Annotated in this window: 16 protein-coding genes; 13 read left to right on the top strand and 3 right to left on the bottom strand. The window is 69.2% G+C overall.

Translation table 11 applies throughout. From position 1 onward, the window contains the following. Window positions 1–24: 24 nt before the first annotated feature. The 10 genes from AC1RB9_RS15060 to AC1RB9_RS15015 all read left to right on the top strand — a co-directional run bounded on the left by AC1RB9_RS15060 (window position 25) and on the right by AC1RB9_RS15015 (window position 10,801). Window positions 25–534: an aromatic-ring-hydroxylating dioxygenase subunit beta gene (locus AC1RB9_RS15060; RefSeq protein ID WP_003105327.1), complete on the top strand. Its 510-nt coding sequence runs from the start codon at window positions 25–27 to the stop codon at window positions 532–534. A gap of 10 nt (window positions 535–544) precedes the next feature. Next, complete coding sequence (locus AC1RB9_RS15055; RefSeq protein WP_003105331.1) at window positions 545–1,447, top strand: alpha/beta fold hydrolase; 903 nt, start codon at window positions 545–547, stop codon at window positions 1,445–1,447. Further along, on the top strand, window positions 1,444–2,100 hold the full coding sequence (locus AC1RB9_RS15050) for a hypothetical protein (RefSeq protein WP_003118518.1): 657 nt from the start codon (window positions 1,444–1,446) through the stop codon (window positions 2,098–2,100). The genes AC1RB9_RS15055 and AC1RB9_RS15050 overlap by 4 nt, the downstream gene beginning before the upstream one ends. Then, window positions 2,084–2,932, top strand: a complete 849-nt coding sequence (locus tag AC1RB9_RS15045) for a class I SAM-dependent methyltransferase (RefSeq protein ID WP_003105335.1) — start codon at window positions 2,084–2,086, stop codon at window positions 2,930–2,932. The genes AC1RB9_RS15050 and AC1RB9_RS15045 overlap by 17 nt, the downstream gene beginning before the upstream one ends. 91 nt (window positions 2,933–3,023) lie before the next feature. Beyond that, complete coding sequence (locus AC1RB9_RS15040) at window positions 3,024–5,675, top strand: TonB-dependent receptor (protein ID WP_003450492.1); 2,652 nt, start codon at window positions 3,024–3,026, stop codon at window positions 5,673–5,675. 12 nt (window positions 5,676–5,687) lie between these two features. Then, window positions 5,688–6,767 carry an LLM class flavin-dependent oxidoreductase gene (locus tag AC1RB9_RS15035; protein ID WP_003450494.1) on the top strand — a complete coding sequence of 360 codons (1,080 nt, stop codon included), beginning with the start codon at window positions 5,688–5,690 and terminating at the stop codon, window positions 6,765–6,767. Beyond that, the gene (locus AC1RB9_RS15030) at window positions 6,764–8,056 is read left to right on the top strand and encodes an MFS transporter (protein WP_003450496.1); all 1,293 of its coding nucleotides are present in this window, start codon (window positions 6,764–6,766) and stop codon (window positions 8,054–8,056) included. Before AC1RB9_RS15035 ends, AC1RB9_RS15030 begins: the two co-directional genes overlap by 4 nt. Further along, complete coding sequence (locus AC1RB9_RS15025) at window positions 8,043–9,236, top strand: MFS transporter (protein ID WP_003158692.1); 1,194 nt, start codon at window positions 8,043–8,045, stop codon at window positions 9,234–9,236. Before AC1RB9_RS15030 ends, AC1RB9_RS15025 begins: the two co-directional genes overlap by 14 nt. Before the next feature lie 102 nt (window positions 9,237–9,338). Beyond that, window positions 9,339–9,848, top strand: a complete 510-nt coding sequence (locus AC1RB9_RS15020) for a sigma-70 family RNA polymerase sigma factor (RefSeq protein ID WP_003107976.1) — start codon at window positions 9,339–9,341, stop codon at window positions 9,846–9,848. Then, entirely contained in the window at window positions 9,845–10,801 is a 957-nt protein-coding gene (locus AC1RB9_RS15015) for a FecR family protein (protein WP_003118512.1), read from the top strand. Before AC1RB9_RS15020 ends, AC1RB9_RS15015 begins: the two co-directional genes overlap by 4 nt. A 1-nt stretch (window position 10,802) precedes the next feature. On the opposite strand, the gene AC1RB9_RS15010 is transcribed toward AC1RB9_RS15015, so the two are convergent. Next, on the bottom strand, window positions 10,803–11,648 hold the full coding sequence (locus AC1RB9_RS15010) for a CmcJ/NvfI family oxidoreductase (RefSeq protein WP_003450499.1): 846 nt from the start codon (window positions 11,646–11,648) through the stop codon (window positions 10,803–10,805). A gap of 148 nt (window positions 11,649–11,796) precedes the next feature. Next, a complete protein-coding gene (locus AC1RB9_RS15005; protein WP_003118509.1) occupies window positions 11,797–12,831 on the bottom strand; it encodes an AraC family transcriptional regulator in 1,035 nt (344 codons plus the stop codon). Between the two features lie 146 nt (window positions 12,832–12,977). On the opposite strand from AC1RB9_RS15005, the gene AC1RB9_RS15000 reads away from it, so the two are divergent. From AC1RB9_RS15000 to AC1RB9_RS14990, 3 genes are read left to right on the top strand one after another with little or no spacing between them, the layout of a single operon-like run. Continuing rightward, window positions 12,978–14,453 (top strand): flavin-containing monooxygenase, encoded by a 1,476-nt coding sequence (locus AC1RB9_RS15000; protein WP_003161548.1) that lies wholly within the window; start codon window positions 12,978–12,980, stop codon window positions 14,451–14,453. 10 nt (window positions 14,454–14,463) lie between these two features. Beyond that, complete coding sequence (locus AC1RB9_RS14995) at window positions 14,464–15,393, top strand: alpha/beta hydrolase (protein ID WP_003142502.1); 930 nt, start codon at window positions 14,464–14,466, stop codon at window positions 15,391–15,393. After that, the gene (locus AC1RB9_RS14990; protein WP_003162942.1) at window positions 15,378–16,133 is read left to right on the top strand and encodes an SDR family oxidoreductase; all 756 of its coding nucleotides are present in this window, start codon (window positions 15,378–15,380) and stop codon (window positions 16,131–16,133) included. Before AC1RB9_RS14995 ends, AC1RB9_RS14990 begins: the two co-directional genes overlap by 16 nt. Window positions 16,134–16,353: 220 nt before the next feature. Here AC1RB9_RS14990 and mdrR2 read toward each other — a convergent pair whose 3' ends face one another. After that, the gene (gene mdrR2 / locus AC1RB9_RS14985; protein ID WP_003162943.1) at window positions 16,354–17,787 is read right to left on the bottom strand and encodes an efflux pump transcriptional regulator MdrR2; all 1,434 of its coding nucleotides are present in this window, start codon (window positions 17,785–17,787) and stop codon (window positions 16,354–16,356) included. Window positions 17,788–17,913 lie beyond the last annotated feature (126 nt).

The following is a 17,913-nucleotide window of genomic DNA, read 5'->3' as shown; positions in this document are numbered from 1 at the left end:
GCACTTTCTTAGCGGAGGATACTCATGAGCCTTGCCTTGTCCCGTCCCGACAGCGACCTGCTGGCGCGGGTCAGCGATTTCCTCGTCGCCGAAGCCGAGCTGCTCGACGACCGCCTGCTGGATACCTGGTTCGCGCTGTTCGAGCGCGCCGCACGCTACCGGGTGCTGCCCTTGCAGGAGCAACTGGCCGGCCAGGCGCCGGAGGACAGCCTGTACATCATCGACGACGACCACGTGCGCCTGCGCGAGCGGGTCGACAGCATCCTCGGCGGGCATACCTGGATGGAGCAGCCGCGCTCGCGCACCCGCCGCCTGGTGGGCAACGTGCGGCTGAAGCGGGTCGAGGGCGAACTGGTCAGCAGCCGCAGCAACTTCGTCGTCCATCAGTTCCGCAACCGCGAGGCCTGGAGCTTCGTCGGCGAAGCCAGTCATGTCCTGCGCGACGGCCCCGGGGGCTTGCGCATCGTCTCGCGGGAGATCCGCCTGGACCACGAGACCATCAGCGCCCAGCGGCGCATCAGCATCATCCTGTGAGGCGCCGCCCATGAATACCGATCCGTTGCTGCCCGGCTTCGACTACCTGACCCTGCACACCTCCGCCGCGCGCCTCCGCGTCGCCGTGAAGGGCAGCGGCCCGCCGCTGCTGCTGTTGCATGGCTATCCGCAGACCCACCTGGCCTGGCATCGCATCGCTCCGCGCCTGGCCGAGGACTACAGCGTGGTCCTCGCCGACCTGCGCGGCTATGGCGAATCGCGGGCGCTGGACGAGGAGGGCGCCGACTATTCCAAGGCCGCGCTGGCCCGCGACCAACTGGAAACGATGGGCCAGCTAGGCTTCGAACGCTTCGCGGTGATCGGCCACGACCGCGGCGCGCGGGTCGGCTATCGCCTGGCGCTGGACCATCCGCAAGCGGTCGCGGCCTTCGTCTCGCTGACCGTGGTGCCGATCCTCGACAACTGGGCCGCGGTGAACAAGGCCTTCGCCCTCAACGCCTACCACTGGTTCCTCCTCGCCCAGCCGTACGACCTGCCGGAGCGCCTGATCGGCGCCGATCCGGAGCACTTCCTCGACTACACCCTGCGACGCATGGCCCAGGGCCGCGACATCTACCACCCGCAGGCGCTGGAAAGTTACCGCCGGGCGTTCCGCGACCCCGCCGTGCGCCATGCGATGTGCGAGGACTACCGGGCCGCGGTGGGCGTCGATGCCGACGCCGACCAGGCCGATCGCGACGCCGGCCGGCGCCTGCAATGCCCGGTCCAGGTGCTCTGGCAGGAGCGCCCCTACGCCGCCGGGCAGCATCCGCTGGAAATCTGGAAGACCTGGGCCGGGCAGGTCGAGGGCGCCGCCATCGGCGCCAGCCACATGCTTCCCGAGGACGCGCCGGACGCCGTGCTGGAGCACCTGCTGGGGTTTCTCGCCAGCCACCGGGAGGCGCTCCGATGAGCGCCGTCGAACGCGATCCGGCGGCGCAGGCGACGCTCTGGCGACAGCGGGTGTTCGAGGTGCACGCGGCGATGTCCGCCTACGTCGCCGAGCGCCATCGGCGTGAAGACCTGGGGGACTGGGTGGCGACCAGCGCGCGGATATTCGCCGATCTGCCGGCGACCGACGACCTGCGCGCCGAAGCCTGGCAGGCGGTGTTCTTCCGCGCCCAGGCGCTGATCGAACAGTTCATCGTCGCGCGCCCGGCGGATTACCGGCTCGACGACTGGGCGCGCGCCACCGCGCGGATCTATCGCGCGCTGGAACCGGCGGGGCGGGGCGATCCGGCCAGCGCCGCCGACCGTCTGGCACGCCAGGCCGCGCTCTACGGTTCGCGTTTCGAGGTGCAGGCCGAGGCTGACGGGCGCGCGGTATTCCACAACCGTCACTGCGCGATCTGGGACTACCGCGAGCGCGCCCGCGCCCGAGGCGTGCCGATCACCCTGGAGTCGGCCTGCACCTATTGCACCAAGCTGCTGTCGGCGTTCGTCGCCGCCAGCGATTGCCGCGCCGACTGGCGGCTCTACGAAGAGCCGCAAGGCCACGGCTGCGTATGGACCATCACGGCGGACAGCCTCAACCAAGGAGCAGGCGTACATGAACGCGATCATTGAACAGGCGCGCAGCCTGGACGGCTACCAGGATTCCAGCGAACTGCTGCAACGTCGCGACCAGGACTGGGTGCTCGACCGCGCCGGCATCGAGCCGCGCAGCCTGCTCGATCTCGGCTGCGGCATCGGCTCGCTGCTGCTCGGCGGCGCCCGGCGCTGGCCCGGCCTGCAACGGTTGTGGGGCATCGAGCGTTCGCCGCTACGCCTGGAGCAGGCGCGCGCGCAGTTGCGCGGGGCTGGCGTCGAGGCGCGTCTGCTGGAGGGCGACCTGCTCGACCTGCCGCCGCTGGCGGAACGCTTCGAGCTGATCAGCATGACCGCCGTGCTGCACTGGCTGTATCCCGATGAAGAGCGGCTGTTCCGGTGGGTCGCGCGGCACCTCGAGGCGCAGGGGGTATTCCTGTTCACCTCGCACCATCCGTTCGCCGAGGATGGCCTCGGCGGCGAGGACGACCTGGTCGCCCAGGCCCTGGTCGAGATGGGCCTGGCTGCGCCGGAACGGGTGGCGGCGCTCTACGCGGAAGCCGGGCTGCTGCCGATGGGCACCCGCACCCGTGGCCGGGAGGCGTTGCGCGAACGCGTCGAACGACACTTCCGGGTCGACTCCATCGTCTCCCGCCCGGCGGTCCTGCGTGTCGCCGACTCCGCCGAATACCAGCGTTTCCACGCCGCCACCTTCGGCACCTATTTCGCACCGCTGGTGCCGGCGACGCGCCTGGAGGAATTCTTCGTCCGCCTCGGGCGGATCGCCGAGCGGCGCATGCAGGCCGACGGACAGGTCAGCGAAATCCCGGTCAGTGTCTGGCGCTGCCGGGCTCGGGAGGGCGAGGCATAACCTTATGCGCAATCGGTCTGCCGCGCGGCTGAAAATCGGTACGGGCAATTGCACTCGGTGGCATCCGCAACCGATCAAGGATGAACCGACCATGTCCAACCCGCGTTCGCCACGTCTTCGACTTGTCCCCGTGCTCTGCGCGGTCGGCCTGGCCTGCCTTGGCCAGCCCGGCGAGTCGGCGGCAGAGGAGGTCCGCGCCACCAGCAGCGCCGAGATCCAGCGCTTCGACATCCCGGCCGGCGAACTGGCCCAGGTACTGCTGAGCATCGTCCGCCAGAGTCGCACCCCGATCGCCTTCGACCAGCACCTGGTGGAGGGCCTGCCGGCACCGGCGATCCAGGGCTCCTACAGCGTCGAGCAGGCGCTGCAGCGGGCCTTGCAGGGCAGCGGCCTGGAATACAGCCGCAGCGCCGCCGGCGTGCTCAGCCTGCAACGCGCCACGGCGCCGGATGCCGCGCTGCCGGCGGCGAAGCCCGCCGGGACCCTGGCCACGGTGGTGGTCACCGGCACCCGCAAGGCCGATGTCAAGGCCGGCGAGAGCCTGGCACCGATCGATGTGGTCAGCGCCGAGCAATTGCGCGACAGTGGTAGCGGCGACCTGCGCGACGCCCTGGTGCGCCTGCTGCCCTCGCTGTCGCGCCAGGCCCAGGCCTACAACGCTTCGGCGCTGACCAACGCGCAGTCGCTGCGCGGCCTGAGTCCCAACCACGTGCTGGTGCTGGTGAACGGCAAGCGCCGTCACGAGACCGCCAACATCAATGTCAGCGGCGGGCTGCAGAGCGGCTCCACCGGGGTCGACCTGGATACCATCCCGCTCGCCGCCATCGAGCGCATCGAGGTGCTGCGCGACGGCGCCTCGGCGCAGTACGGCTCGGACGCCATCGCCGGGGTGATCAACGTCATCCTCAAGTCGGCCGACCACGGCGGCCGGCTCGCCTACGACAACGGTCGCTACGGCGATGGCGACGGCTTGACCCAAAACGGCGGGGTGAATGGCGGCCTGCGTTTCGGCGAGAGCGGGTTCCTCAACCTCAGCGCGCAGTTCCGCGAACAGGCGCGGACCATCCGCGCCGGCATCGACCAGCGTACCGGGCACTACGGCAACCCGTCCATCGGCGACCCTTCGCTGCACCGCCAGGCGCTGGCCTACAACGCCGGCGTGGCGCTGGACGACAACGTCGAGCTGTACAGCTTCGCCACCTATACCCATCGCTCGGTGTCCTCGGCGCAGATCTACCAGTTGCCGTCCCTGGCGCCGCGACTCTATCCGAACGGCTTCACCCCGCGCATCACCAGCGACGAGGACGACTATTCGCTGACCCTCGGCGCCCGTGGCGGCGAGCTGTTCGGCGCTTGGGACTGGGACCTCAGCTCGACCTACGGCGCCGACCGCCCGGAGATCGGCATGGACCATTCGATCAACCTCGCCCTCTACGGCGAGACCGGCGATTCGCCGCGCTCCTTCGACCTGGCGCGCTACAAGGCCACCCAGTGGACCAACAATCTCGACCTGCGCCGCGACTTCGACCTCGCCTGGCTGCCGGCGCCGCTGAATTTCTCCTGGGGCCTGGAGCAACGCCGCGAACTCTACGAGGTCGAGGCCGGCGATCCCTGGTCCTACTACAACGGCGGTTCCAAGGCGCTCCCCGGGCAGGCGCCGGCCAGCGCCGGACAGTGGAGCCGCGACGTGCTCGGCGCCTATCTCGACCTGTCCACCGCCCTCGGCGAGGGTTGGCAACTGGAGACGGCGGCGCGCTACGAGCACTACAGCGACTTCGGCAGCACCACCAACGGCAAGCTCGCCAGCCGCTACCGCTTCAGCCCCGAGGTATCGGCGCGGGCCAGTCTCAGCAGCGGCTTCCGCGCGCCGTCGCTGGCCCAGGAGAACTACACCAGCCTGGGCGTCTCGCCGACCATCGCCAGCGGCCTGCTGGCGGTCAACTCGCCGGCGGCCAGGCTGCTCGGCGCCGAAGACCTGGAGCCGGAAAAATCGATCAGCTACAACCTCGGCCTGGTGCTCGATCCCTTGCCGGACCTGAACCTGGCCATCGACGCCTATCGCATCGAGATCCGCGACCGCATCGTCGACGGTGCCACCTATTCCGGACAGCCGGCGATCGATGCGCTGCGCGCCGGCGGGATCAGCATCCCGGCCGGACTGACCCAGGTCAGCACCCACTACATGACCAACGGCGCCGACACCCGTACCCACGGCCTCGACCTCACCGCCAGCTACCTGACCCGGCTCGGCGAGTGGGGCCGGATCGACTGGCGCCTGGGCGCCAACGTCAATCGCACGAAGCTGGTCAGGAATCATCGCGGGCGCAACGGCCAGCCGCTGCTCAACGACCAGCAGCAGGCCTGGATCACCAGCTCCACGCCGCGCAGCCAGGTCAGCCTGCAGGCCGACTGGAGCTACCGGCGCTGGGGCCTGACCCTGCGCGAAACGCGCTACAGCAAGACGGTTTCCGAACTGGACTACTACACCGGCGAGCATGCCTATTCGACCACGGTCTTCAACCGCTTCGAGAACTCGCCCAAGTACATCACCGACGTTGCCCTGCGCTATGCGGCGAGCCGCAACCTGACCCTGAGCGCCGGGGCCAACAATCTGTTCGACGTGAAGCCCGACAAGCTGCCGGCCGAGAGCGCCTACCTCGGCTTCAACCAGTACGACACCTATGCCTCGCAGATCAGCTTCAACGGCGCCTTCTACTACCTCGGCGCGGCCTACACCTTCTAAGGAGGACGAACCATGAGCATCGAACTGCGCGGCGGCGTGCGCGCCTCCGCAGTCATCGGCGACAGTGCCTTCGCCCGCCAGGCCGCGCGTTTCCTGCCGGACACCCGCAGTCGCGCGGTGAGCGCCTTCGACATCCAGCAGAAGGCCCGCCTGGAAGAGGCGGACGGCCTCGACGGCGCGCTGTTCACCGTTTCCGCTGCCTGGCCCGACCCCTGGCTGGTCGCCGGCTGGGCTTTGGCCGCGGCGCCGCGCCTGCGCGCCACCGTCGCGCACCGACCGGGGAGCGCCCAGCCGACCGTTGCCGCGCGCGCCCTGGCCACTCTCGACGGCCTGTCCAACGGGCGCGCCGGCGTACACCTGGTGATCGGCTCCAGCGACGCCGACGTGCGCCGCGACGGCGACTTCGCCGACAAGGACGAACGCTACCGGCGCGCCGTGGAGTACCTGGAGGTCTTCACCCTCGCCCTGGAAAGCCGCGAACCCTTCGACTACCACGGCGAGTTCTACCGGCTGGAGGACGCCGGCAGCGGCTTCCTGCCGATCCAGCGGCCGCGCCCGCCGCTATCCGTTGGCGGCTCCTCGGCGCAGGCACAACGCCTGGCGGTGCGCTTCGCCGACGTCTACGCCGGCCACTTCGCCAGCCCCACGCAGACCGCGGAGCTCAAGCGCAGGCTGAACGAGGAGGCGGCGGAGCAGGGACGGCGGCTGAAGTTCTGGAAGCACTTCCAGGTGATCCTCGGCGACAGTCCGGCGGCGGCCCTGGACATCGCCGAGCACTACCGCCAGGCCGCTTTCGAACTGCTTCTGGCACGGCCCCTCGACGAACTGGCGGCATCGCCGCAGGTCGCCCGCGACGGCGAGCGCGACCGGCTCGCCCGGCTGGAGCCGGAGGCCTTGCGCGAATGGGTGGCGAATACCGTGCAGCGCAGCTTCGCCGGGGTGCTGGTGGGCAGCGTCGGCGAGGTGGCGGAACAGATCCTGGCCTTTCATCGCGCCGGCATCGAGATCGTCCAGCTCGAGGCCACCACCGAGAACGCCGAGGACATCCGCTTGCGCCGCCAACTGATCGAGCGCCTGAGGCGCGACGCATGAGCGGCGTCGCCCGCGAGGCCATGGAGGACGTCGCGCCGGCGCCTGGCGTCGGCGAGTTCGGCGTGGCCAGTTGTGGGGTGCTGCTGGCCTCGGTAGTGGGGGTGATCTTCGGCCCCACCGGGCTGGTGATCAGCAGCTTCTCGCTGTTCATCGAGCCGATCGCCGCCGACCTGGACTGGGACCGCGGCCAGTCGGCGCTGCCGGTGACCCTGCTGGGCCTGGCGGTAGCCCTGAGCAGCCCGCTGAAGGGCTGGCTGGTGGATCGCTGGGGCGCGCGCGCCCTGGTCCTGCCGCTGACCGCCGCGCTGGCCCTGTGCCTGGCCAGCCTGGCGCTGGCGCGCAGCGGCTGGCAGCTATACCTGCTGTTCGCGCTGCTCGGCCTGCTGACGCCGGGCAACATTCCCTATGCGCGGATTCTCGGCGGCTGGTTCGAGCGTCGTCGCGGCGCGGCCTACGGCATCCTCGGACTCGGCTTCGGCGTCGGCGGGCCGCTGGCGCTGTACCTGGGCAGCGCCTGCATCGACGCCTTCGGCTGGCGCGCCACCTTCCTCGTCTATGGCCTGCTCGAAGGCCTCCTGGCGCTGCCGCTGCTCTACGCGTTGTTCCGCGAGCGACCCGGCGACCTGCCGCAGGCGCTGCGCCCGCCAGCCGACGCGCTGCCCGGAGCGACGCCAGGCCAGGCCTGGCGCTCGGCGGACTTCTGGCTGATCGTCGGCAACCTGATCCTCGGCGTGTTCGCCGTCACTGGCGTGATGGTGCATGGCGTGCCGCTGTTGCAGGAGCGCGGCCTGTCGCGGGAAGTCGCCACCGACGTGCTGGCGGCGCTGTGGGTCGGCATGATCGTTTCGCAACCAGCGCTGGGCTACCTGCTGGACCGCTACGACACCCCGCGCATCGCCTTGCCGTTCGCCCTGCTGGCGGCGCTCGGGCTGCTGCTCCTGCTCCTTGGCGGACCGCCGGCGCTGCTCTGGGGCGCGGTGTTCCTGATCGGCCTGGGCGCCGGCGGCGAGACCGGCACCACCCAGTACTTCGTCAGCCGCTACTTCGGCCTGCGCCATTTCAGCGTGATCTATGGCTCGATCCAGCCCTTCACCTTCGCCATCGCCATCAGCCTGGGGTCCTGGCTGCTGGGTTACTTCTACGACCGCGCGGGCTCCTACGCGGGCTCCTACGCGGGCTCGACGCTGGTCCTGCTCGGCGCGTTCGGCGTGGCGGCAGGGCTGCTGGTCATGCTCGGGCGCTATCGCTACGCCATCGACGGGGAGGCACGCAGCCATGGGCGAGACTGAACGGAGCAGGGCGGAGGTCGGCGTCTGGCTGCTGGCCGGACTGGCCTTCGTGGTCGGCACGGTGGAACTGGTGGTGGCCGGGGTGCTCGACGAACTGGCCGCCAGTTTCGCCGTCAGCCAGGGCCGGGCCGGGTTGCTGATGAGCCTGTACGCGCTGGTCTATGCGCTGCTCGGCCCGCTGCTGGTCTACCTCAGCGCCGGTATCGAGCGCCGCCGCCTGCTGGCCGGCGCGCTGCTGGCGTTCATCGGCGCCAACCTGGCCAGCGCCGCCGCGCCGAGCTTCGCCCTGTTGCTGGCGAGCCGGCTGCTGGTGGCGGCCAGCGCCTCGGTCATCGTGGTGGTGGCGATCACCCTGGCGGTGGCCATTGTCGCGCCGGAACGGCGCGGCCGGGCGATCGGTCTGGTGTTCGCCGGCATCGTCGCCTCGCTGGTGCTGGGCGTACCGCTGGGCACCCTGATCGGCGAGTTCTGGGGCTGGCGTAGCCTGTTCCTGCTGCTCGCCGGGGTCGCGTTGCTCGGCCTGCCGCTGCTCCTGCGCCTGCTGCCGGCCATCCCCGGCGCGCCCGGCATCGCCCCGGCGGAGCAACTGCGGGCGCTGGCCCGGGGCCGGGTGCCGTTCGCCCACCTGGCATCGCTGTTGCAGATGACCGGCCAGTTCACCGTCTACACCTACATCGTGCCGTTCCTGGTCGGCAGCATGGCCCTCGACAAACCGACCATCAGCCTGGTCCTGCTGGTCTACGGGGGCGGCGGCATCCTCGGCGCGCTGCTCGGCGGACGCGCCGCCGACCGCTGGCCGGGGCCGGCCACCTTCGTCGCCTTCCTGCTCCTGCACGCACTGGCCCTGGTCCTGCTGCCGTTCGCCACCGGCGGCCTGCCGCTGCTGCTGGGCGCGGTGGTGTTCTGGTGCGTGTTCAACATGGCGCCGGGGCCGGCGATCCAGAAATACCTGGTGGAACTCAGCCCGGACACCGCGGCGATCCAGATCAGCCTCAACACCAGCGCGATCCAGCTCGGCGTGGCCCTGGGCGCCTTCATCGGCGCGATCCTGGTGGACCAGGTGGCGGTGCGCGCGCTCCCCTGGTGGGGTGCCGCGCTGATCCTCGGCGCCGCCGCCTGCGGCTGGCTGTCCGCGCAGCGGCCGGCGGGCACGGCGGACTGCCGGGAGCGCCTCGATTGATTCCCTACCGCGCGCCACGGGAACAGCCCCGGGCGCCGTTCCTCAACCTCCAGGCTCACTACCGCTATCCGTGGCGTGGCCTGCCAGCAGCGAACGCTTACCATGGATAGCCAAGGCTCCATCAAGAACACCCTGATCGCCCAGTTGTTCCAGCAGAACTACGACTGGCTGTGCAAGAAGCTGTCCTACCAGACCGGCTGTAGCCACAGCGCCGAAGACCTCGCCGCCGAGGCCTTCCTGCAGGTCTGGATGCTCCCCGACCCGGCGTCGATCCGCTCGCCGCGGGCGTTCCTCGCGACCATCGCGCAACGCCTGATGTACGAGAGCTGGCGGCGCAAGGACCTGGAGCGCGCCTACCTGCAGATCCTCGCCGAGGCTCCGGAGGCGGTGCAGCCGTCGCCTCACGAGCAGTGGATGCTGATCGAGAGCCTGCAAGCCATCGACCGCCTGCTCGACGGCCTGTCCGGGCAGGCCAGGGCAGTGTTCCTGATGAGCCAGCTGGAAGGCCTGACCTACGTGCAGATCGGCGAACGCCTCGGATTGTCCCTGGGGCGCATCCACCAGTTGATGAAGGATGCCTTGCACTGCTGCTACCGGGGATTCCAGGAATGAGCGAGAAGCCGGAACGGCAACGCATCGTCGAGGAGGCCATCGAATGGATGGTGCGCCTGCAATCCGGCGACTTCAGCGCCGCCGAGGGCGATGCCCTGGAACGCTGGAAGGCGCTGTCGAGCGAGCATGCCGAGGTGTTCCGGCAACTGCTTGGCAGCCTCGCGCCGCTACAGGACTCGCCCTGGCGCGGCCAGCCGAGCGCTACCGTGCTGCGCGCCCTGGAGCAGCCGTCGAGCCGCCGGCGCTTCGTCGGCGGCGCCCTCGGGCTGTTCGTCCTGCTCGCCGGCGGCGCCGGCCTGGAGCGCTGGGTCCAGGCCGGCATGGGTCTGCCCGGCGAACTGGCGACCGGCACCGGCGAGCGCCGCGACTGGTTGCTGGCCGACGGCAGCCGCCTGCGCCTGAACGCGCGGAGCAAGGCGCGACCGCTGCTCGACGGCGCCCAGCGACGCCTGGAGCTGCGGCGCGGCGCGATGCGCCTGGAAGTGAAGGAGGACCCGCGCGGCGCCTTCGCCCTCGACTGCGCCGCCGGACGGGTGGACTGCGCCAGCGGCAGCCTGCTGCTGGCCGAGGAGCGCGGGGCGATCCGCCTGGTGACCCTGCGCGGCAGCGCGCGGCTGACCACCGGTGAGGGACGCCAGCTGGCGGTGGCGGCACGACGTAGCCTGCTGTTCGATGCCGGCGGCCTGCTCGAACAGGGCCCGATGCAGGCCGGAGAGGATGCCTGGGCCAGCGGCTGGCTGGAGGTCCACGACCGCTCCCTGGCCTGGGTCGCGGAGGCCTTCCGGCCCTATCTGCCAGGCATCCTCCAGCTCGACGCGGAGATCGCCGGCAACCGCGTCAGCGGTCTGTTCCCGCTGGACGACATGCACACGTCCCTGGACATGCTCGGACGCAGCCTGCCGATCCGCGTGCTGCGCTACAGCGACTACTGGATCAGCCTGCGCCCCGCCTGACTCATTCGTCGAAGAACAGCAGGCAACGCAGTTCGATACTCTGCCGCGGCGGCGCATCGGCCGGGGTGCAGGGATCGTCGAAGGCGGTGTGCGCGCCGAGGCGGGCCTGCGCGTCCTCCCGCGAATCGTAGATCTTCAGCAGCAGCGCTTCCTCCGGCAGCAGGTGCGGGTAGTAGTACCAGCGGTGCTCCGGGTTGGGCTTGACCGAGTAGGTTTCGCCCACCTTGTCGCGGTACACCAGGTCACTGGCCACCAGGTCGTCGAACGCCAGGCTGCGGGCGTCCAGCAATGCCAGCGGCGCGCGCTGCGCCGGGTGGCCGAACGGACGCCACAGGTTGACGATCTGGAGGCGTCCGGCCAGGCGCCGTTCGGCGCGTTCCGCCGGCAGGTGGTCGCGGACCCGGCGCGGCGCCGAGCGCAGGGTCTGGTCGTTGTGCACGTAGCGCACCGGTTCGCGCAGGCCGCGTTCTTCGCGCCCGGCCTGGTCGACGCGCAGCGTGTGGTCGAAGATCACCGCCTCGGCGGCGCCGGTCAGGCGGCGGAGCAGGGCGATGCTTTCCGGGTAGTAGCGTTCACGAACCTGGGCTTCATCCTCGAAATCGCCCACCGCGCTCGCCTCGCGCACCAGTTGGAAACCCTCGCGCTCCAGGCTGGCCGGTTGCGCCAGCAGACGCGCATTGCGGATCGCCACCCGGGTCGGCTGCAACAGCGCGCTGCGCTGCGGCGTCCCGGCGGGGGCCGGATAGGTGTAGGCGACCGGCCGTTGGCCGTTGTCGCGGATATAGTTGACCTCGGCCTCGACCTGCTCCGGCGCGTGCGCCGGCCATGCGTGTTGCTGGCAACCCATGTGTCGTTCTCCCGTTGCCAGCGGAGATGCCTCCGCTGCCGCGCCGCCGGATGCCGCGCGTGAACGGCCAATCTAGCCGCTGGCAGGCGGCGGCGAAACGAACATCGAGCGCTGGTGTCTTGCCTTCGAGGAATAAGCCCGGAGCGGCTCAGGACATCGCGTCGAGTCGTCGCCGCTGGCGATACTGGCGCGGCGTCATGCCTTTCCAGCGCCTGAAGGCATGGATGAAGTTGGACACCTCGCCGTAGCCGAGGCGCTCGGCGATCTCCTCCAGGCGAATCGCGCCGGTGGCCAGCAGCTCTTCGGCGAGGGCCTGGCGCACCTCGTCGAGCAACAGGCGGTAGCTGCTGCCCTCGTCGTCCAGGCGGCGACGCAGGGTACGCACGGTGAGGTGCAGTTCCATGGCCAGGGTCTGCATGTCCGGCAAGTGGCCGGGCGTCCTCAGCAAGCGGTCGCGGATGCGTCCGGCCAGACCGCCGCGCACCTGGCGGCGGGCGAGCAGGGCGCGGCACTGCTCCTCGCAGGCGCGCGCCACCTCTGGATTGGCGCCGGGCAGCGGGAGGTCGAGGAAGCGCCGTTCGAAGACCACCCGGTTGTCCGCCTGGCCGAACGCCGGGCACAGGCCCAGCTCGCGCACGTAGGGCGCGGGATCGGCGGGCGGTGGGCGGCGGAAGCCGGCGCGGAGGATCGGCAGGCGCTGCCCGGTGAGGTCGCGCTGGATGCGCAGCACGCCACCGGCGTCGCGTTCGAGGAGGAAAATCCGCAGGTCCTCGGGAATGCCGGCGTCGTCGAGCACCAGGTGCGCTTCATCGTCGTGTACCTCCAGGCGGATGCCATGGAAGGCGAAGGTCAGGTCGAGGTAGCGCAGGCCCAGTTGCGCGGCGCTGAGGAAGGTCGGGCTGCTGAGCAGGGCGAAGCCCCAGATGCCGTAGGCGTTGAGGTGATAGCGCAGGCCTGCCGCCAGGCCCGGCGCGCAGGCGTCGCCCAGGTGCCGGACCAGGTTGCGCACTACGCTCAGTTCCTGGGCCGCGTCGATTTCCCCGGAGGGATCGCCGAGCAGGCGGATATCCAGGCCGCTACCTGCCAGGCACTGCTCCAGGCCGAGGCCGCGGTCGATGCCGAACTGGATCAGCAGGTGCGCGCTGATGGCGCTGCGGCGGGGAGACCAGGGCGGAGTGGGCATGGTGGCGTCCGAGGTTGACCGAAAATCACAACTTTATGTCCGGCCCGGCCATAACGCCAGTCGCCCCGGCGAACTAGGATGCTGCCATCCGCCGCTGGGCGGAATCGCGCCGGACGGCGTGGCAAGCAACAAACGGGAGCACAACAATGCACAACGAGTCCCGCCCTGAAGCCCCCTTGCGGGTGCTGGTGGTCGGCGCCGGCTTCGCCGGTCTCGGCTTGGCGATCCGCCTGCGACAGGCAGGCATCGACGATTATCTGGTCCTGGAAAAGGCCGCCGATGTCGGCGGTTGCTGGCGGGAAAACCGCTACCCGGGCGCCGCCTGCGACGTCCCCTCGCATCTCTATTCGTTTTCCTTCGAGCCGAAGGCCGACTGGTCGCGCAAGTTCGCCCCGCAGGCGGAAATCCTCGACTACCTGCGGCATTGCGCGGACAAGTACCGTCTGCGCGAGAAGATCCGTTTCCACTGCGAGGTGGAGGAGGCCCGTTTCGACGCCGGCAGCGGCGAATGGCAGGTGCGCTGCGCCGATGGCCAGACGCTGCGCGCACGGGCCCTGGTCTGCGCCACCGGCCAGTTGAGCCGGCCGCTGCTGCCGCGCCTGCCCGGCCTGGAGCGCTTCCAGGGTCCGGCGTTCCACTCGGCGAACTGGGACGCCGAGGTCGAGCTGGCCGGCAAGCGGGTCGCGGTGATCGGCACCGGAGCCAGCGCCATCCAGTTCGTCCCGCGGATCGCCCCGCAGGTGCAACGCCTGTCGCTGTTCCAGCGCAGCGCGCCTTACGTGATCGCCAAGCCGGACCGCACCTACGCCGACTGGGAACGCCGCCTGAAGGCGCGCTGGCCGTGGCTGCAACGCCTGGATCGGGGGCTCAAGTACCTGCACCACGAATCGCGGATGCTCGCCTTCGCGACCTTCCCGGCGCTGATGAAGGTGATGCGGCTGAGCTTCCATCGTCACCTGCACCGGCAGATCGCCGATCCGCAACTGCGCGCGCGGCTGGTTCCCGACTACCCGCTGGGTTGCAAGCGCATCCTGATCAGCAACGACTATTACCCGGCGCTGGCCAGGAGCAATGTCGAACTGGTCGACACGGGCATTCGCGAAGTCACCGAAGACGCCGTGGTCGGCCGTGACGGCCGCCGGCACGAGGTCGACGCGATCATCTTCGGTACCGGCTTCGCCGCCACCGAGTTCCTCGCCCCGATGCGCATCCTCGGCCTCGACGGACGCGACCTGCGGCAGGCCTGGGCGGATGGCGCGGAAGCCTACAAGGGCATCAGCGTCAGCGGCTTCCCCAACCTGTTCATCCTTTACGGGCCGAACACCAACCTCGGCCACAACTCCATCGTCTACATGCTGGAAAGCCAGTTCCCCTACGTGCTCGGCTGCCTGCGCCAGCTCCAGGCGCAGGGCTTGCGCTACCTCGACGTGAAGCCCGAGGTCCAGCGGCGCTTCAACCTGGAGGTGCAACAGGGGTTGCGCCATACCGTCTGGGAGCGTGGCTGCGACAGCTGGTACAAGACTGCCGCCGGCAAGAACACCAACAACTGGCCGGGCTACACCTTCGTCTATCGCTGGCGTACGCGCCGGCCGGAGCTTGCCGACTATGACCTGGCCCGCTGAAGCGCCCCTGATGTCGCCGCCGCAACGCCTGCGCGCCGGTCTCCTGCGCGGCTGCCTGCGCCTGTTGTTCCGCGGGCTGGTCCGTCCGCCCATGCCAGTGGCGCTGCAACGCGGCGTGTTGCGCGGGCTGAGCCTGGCGACGCTGGGCGCCGGCGGCGTCGTCCGCGAGCGCCGCAGCCTCGCCGGCGTGCCCTGCGAGTGGTTGCGGCCGCGCGGGGTGGAGGCGCGGCGCCGGGTGCTCTACCTGCACGGCGGCGCCTACCTGATCGGCTCGCCGGCGACCCACCGGGCGATCACCACGCACCTGGCCCGGCGTTGCGCCGCCGAGGTCTGCGCGGTGGACTACCGGCGCGCCCCGGAACATCCGTTCCCCGCCGCCCGCGACGACGCCCTGGCGGTCTACCTGGCATTGCTGGAGGCCGGCCATTCGCCGCGCCGGCTGCTGCTCGCCGGCGACTCCGCGGGCGGCCACCTGGCGCTGTCCCTGGCCCTGGAGCTGAAGGCGCGCGGCTTGCCGTTGCCGGCCGGGTTGCTGCTGTTCTCGCCCTGGACCGACCTCGGCTGCCAGCGCCTGCACACGCCGGCGGCCGGCGACCCGCTGCTGTCGCGGGCCTGGCTGGAAAGCGCGGTGCGCCTGCTGCTGCCGGCCGACGCGGAGCCAGGCTCGGCCGCCCTGTCGCCGCTGCATGCCGACCTGGCGGGGCTGCCGCCGCTGCTGGTACAGGTCGGCGAGGACGAACTGCTGCGCGACGACAGCCTGCGCCTGGCGCAACGGGCCGGTGAGCAGGGCGTCGCGGTGCGATTGCAGCGCTACGCCGGTTGCTGGCACGTGTTCCAGGCTCATGCCGGCGTGTTGGCCAGCGCCGACCGGGCGTTGGACGAGGCGGCCGCGTTCGTCGTCGAATGCAGCGCGGAGGGCGACAGGTGCAGAACATCCTGATCACTGGTGCCGCTTCCGGAATCGGCGCCGCCAGCGCGCGTCTGTTCCACCGCCGGGGCTGGCGGGTCGGTTTGCTGGACATCGATGCCGAGGCGTTGCGCGGCTTGGCCGTGCAACTGCCGGGCGCCTGGCACCGCGCCGTGGACGTCAGCGAGCCCGACGCGGTCGGCGAGGCGCTTGCGCAGTTCTGTGCCGATGGCCGCCTGCGCCTGCTATTCAACTGCGCCGGCGTCCTGCGTTTCGGCCGCTTCGAAGAGGTCGCCCTGGAGGACCACGCGCGGTTGCTGGCGATCAACCTGCATGGCGTCCTCAACTGCTGTCACGCGGCCTTTCCGTTCCTGCGCGCGACGCCGCAGGCGCAGGTGCTCAACATGGGCTCGGCATCGGGGCTGTATGGCGTACCGGAGATGGCCGTCTACTCGGCCTCGAAGTTCGCCGTGCGCGGGCTTACCGAGGCGCTGGAGCTGGAATGGCGCCGCCACGGTATTCGTGTGGCCGACCTGATGCCGCCGTTCGTTCGCACGCCGATGGTCGCCGGGCAGGCCTACCAGCCGCCGGTGTTGCGTCGCCTGGGGCTGAGACTGGACGCCGAGGATATCGCCGAGGCGGCCTGGCGGCACGCGCACAGCCGGCGGGTACACCGGCCGGTGGGCGGGTTGTTCACGGCGCTGTACTGGGCTGGGCAGTTGTCTCCGCCGTGGGTGAACCGAGCGGTGATGGCGTGGTTGTCGCGGGGTTAGGCTCTGCGCAGGATGGATAGAACGGATTAAAGCTTGGGTGGGTTTCACGCTGGATGGTCTAGCTGCTTTTCGTGGCTGCCTCGACTTCTTGTTTCGCCGTCCCAGGCGAGTGAAATCCATGGTAGATCTCGGACCATAGGTATGCCTTAGTCAGGCGCCGGTGCTTATCGCTACCGTTGAGCCCAAGAGTCCTCCTCGGGTGGGACCGTTGCCTCCCGTATCAAGCACGCATCGTCAGCATCTCTTGGGGGCCTTCGCGTAGGAGCGCTGCCAGGACTGCGAAGCCGTCAGATAACGTATTCCCCCCTCCTGGGGAATTGCTGACGCTGATTCGAATGGCCTGGGGAAGCGTACCGCGGCCCGTACTAAAGGCCTCTGCGGTGGTGACAAGATGCTGCTGTCCGCGCATGCCTTGCTCTATTTCGATGGCGCGCCAGGGGGCTGGCACTTCTACCCAGAAATGCGGACAGCATAGATGGCTGCGATAGGTCAGGCCCTGCAGCAGGTCCACAACCAGCGCTTGGCGACGCGCGATTTCCCCTCTCTGGTATTCGAGCAGTGCGCTTGCAGTACCGTCCTCGACCCATCGGCTCGCAATCTCGAGAACCAGTGGTGTCGCCATCCAGCACGAATTGCGAAGCGCTGCTGCCATGCGACTTACCATGGATGCAGGAGCATGAACGTATCCAACCCGCAATCCTGCAGCGACCGCCTTGCTCATGCCACCGATGAGGATGCCCCGCTCAGGCAGCAGATGGCAGAGAGGGGTGGGGCGTTCGGCCATCAATACAGCATGGGTTTCGTCCTCGATGACGATCAAGCCGTGCTCGCGGCAGATCTTCGCGATTTCCTTCCGCCTGGCGCCTGACATCACTGCAGTGGTCGGGTTCTGGATGGTGGGTGTGCAGTACAGGGCGGTGATCCTGTTCGTGCGGCAGGCCTCTTCGAGGGCGTCGGGCAGTAGCCCCTCTTCATCCATTTCCAAGCCGAGCACCTTGATGCCCAACAGTTGCGCGGCACTGATCAGCCCAGGATAGGAGAGCTGCTCCGTTACCAGGATGTCGCCGGCGCGCAGCATGGCCATAAGCACGACGAGCAGACCGTGTTGGCTGCCATTGACGCACAGAATCTGCTGGTGCTCCGCTTGAAACTCACCGTGAGACAGCCATGTTGCTCCCGCTTGCCGGTGTCGGAGCAGTCCTGTGTCGGGTGTGTAGAGCATTAACTCCTGCAGGAGCTCAGGGGCCGCACTCAATTGCTGAAGGCTGCGGGAAAGCAGTTCGGTCTCATTGCCCGGAATATGCATATTCCGGCTCATGTCGTTGCACATCTCGGTGCTGTCTACGAAATTGCGAAAGCCCGCCTCCCGAGCACGTTCTCGACCGCGGTTGCGGACGAACGTACCGTCGCCGACCCGAGCCTCAACCAGCCCCATGCGCTCCAGCTCACCATAGGCCCGGCTCACCGTGCCCGCGGTCACACCGAGCTTGTCCGCGAGGATGCGATGTGGCGGCAGCTTGACTCCCTGCCGGAGAACCCCATTGCGAATAGATTCTTCGATGCCCTGGGCCAGCCGTTTGTACTTCAGGCCGGGCCCTTCTGGTAGGAAGGATCTGAAAATTGAATCGGTGTCAATATTTGCTTTGACCGGCATATTTTCTCCGAATTAACCTCAAATAAAGAGGTTTGATAAGCAATAAAGGGCGTCAATCAAAGAATAACATGGGGGAAAGACGTGCAACTTATGTCAATTCAAGCTCTGACTATCAACAGGCGGCAG

The organism is Pseudomonas sp. 20-5, assembly GCF_056782835.1.
Note: the sequence above shows the minus strand (reverse complement) of the source record. Positions and strands in the feature narration are given on the sequence as shown.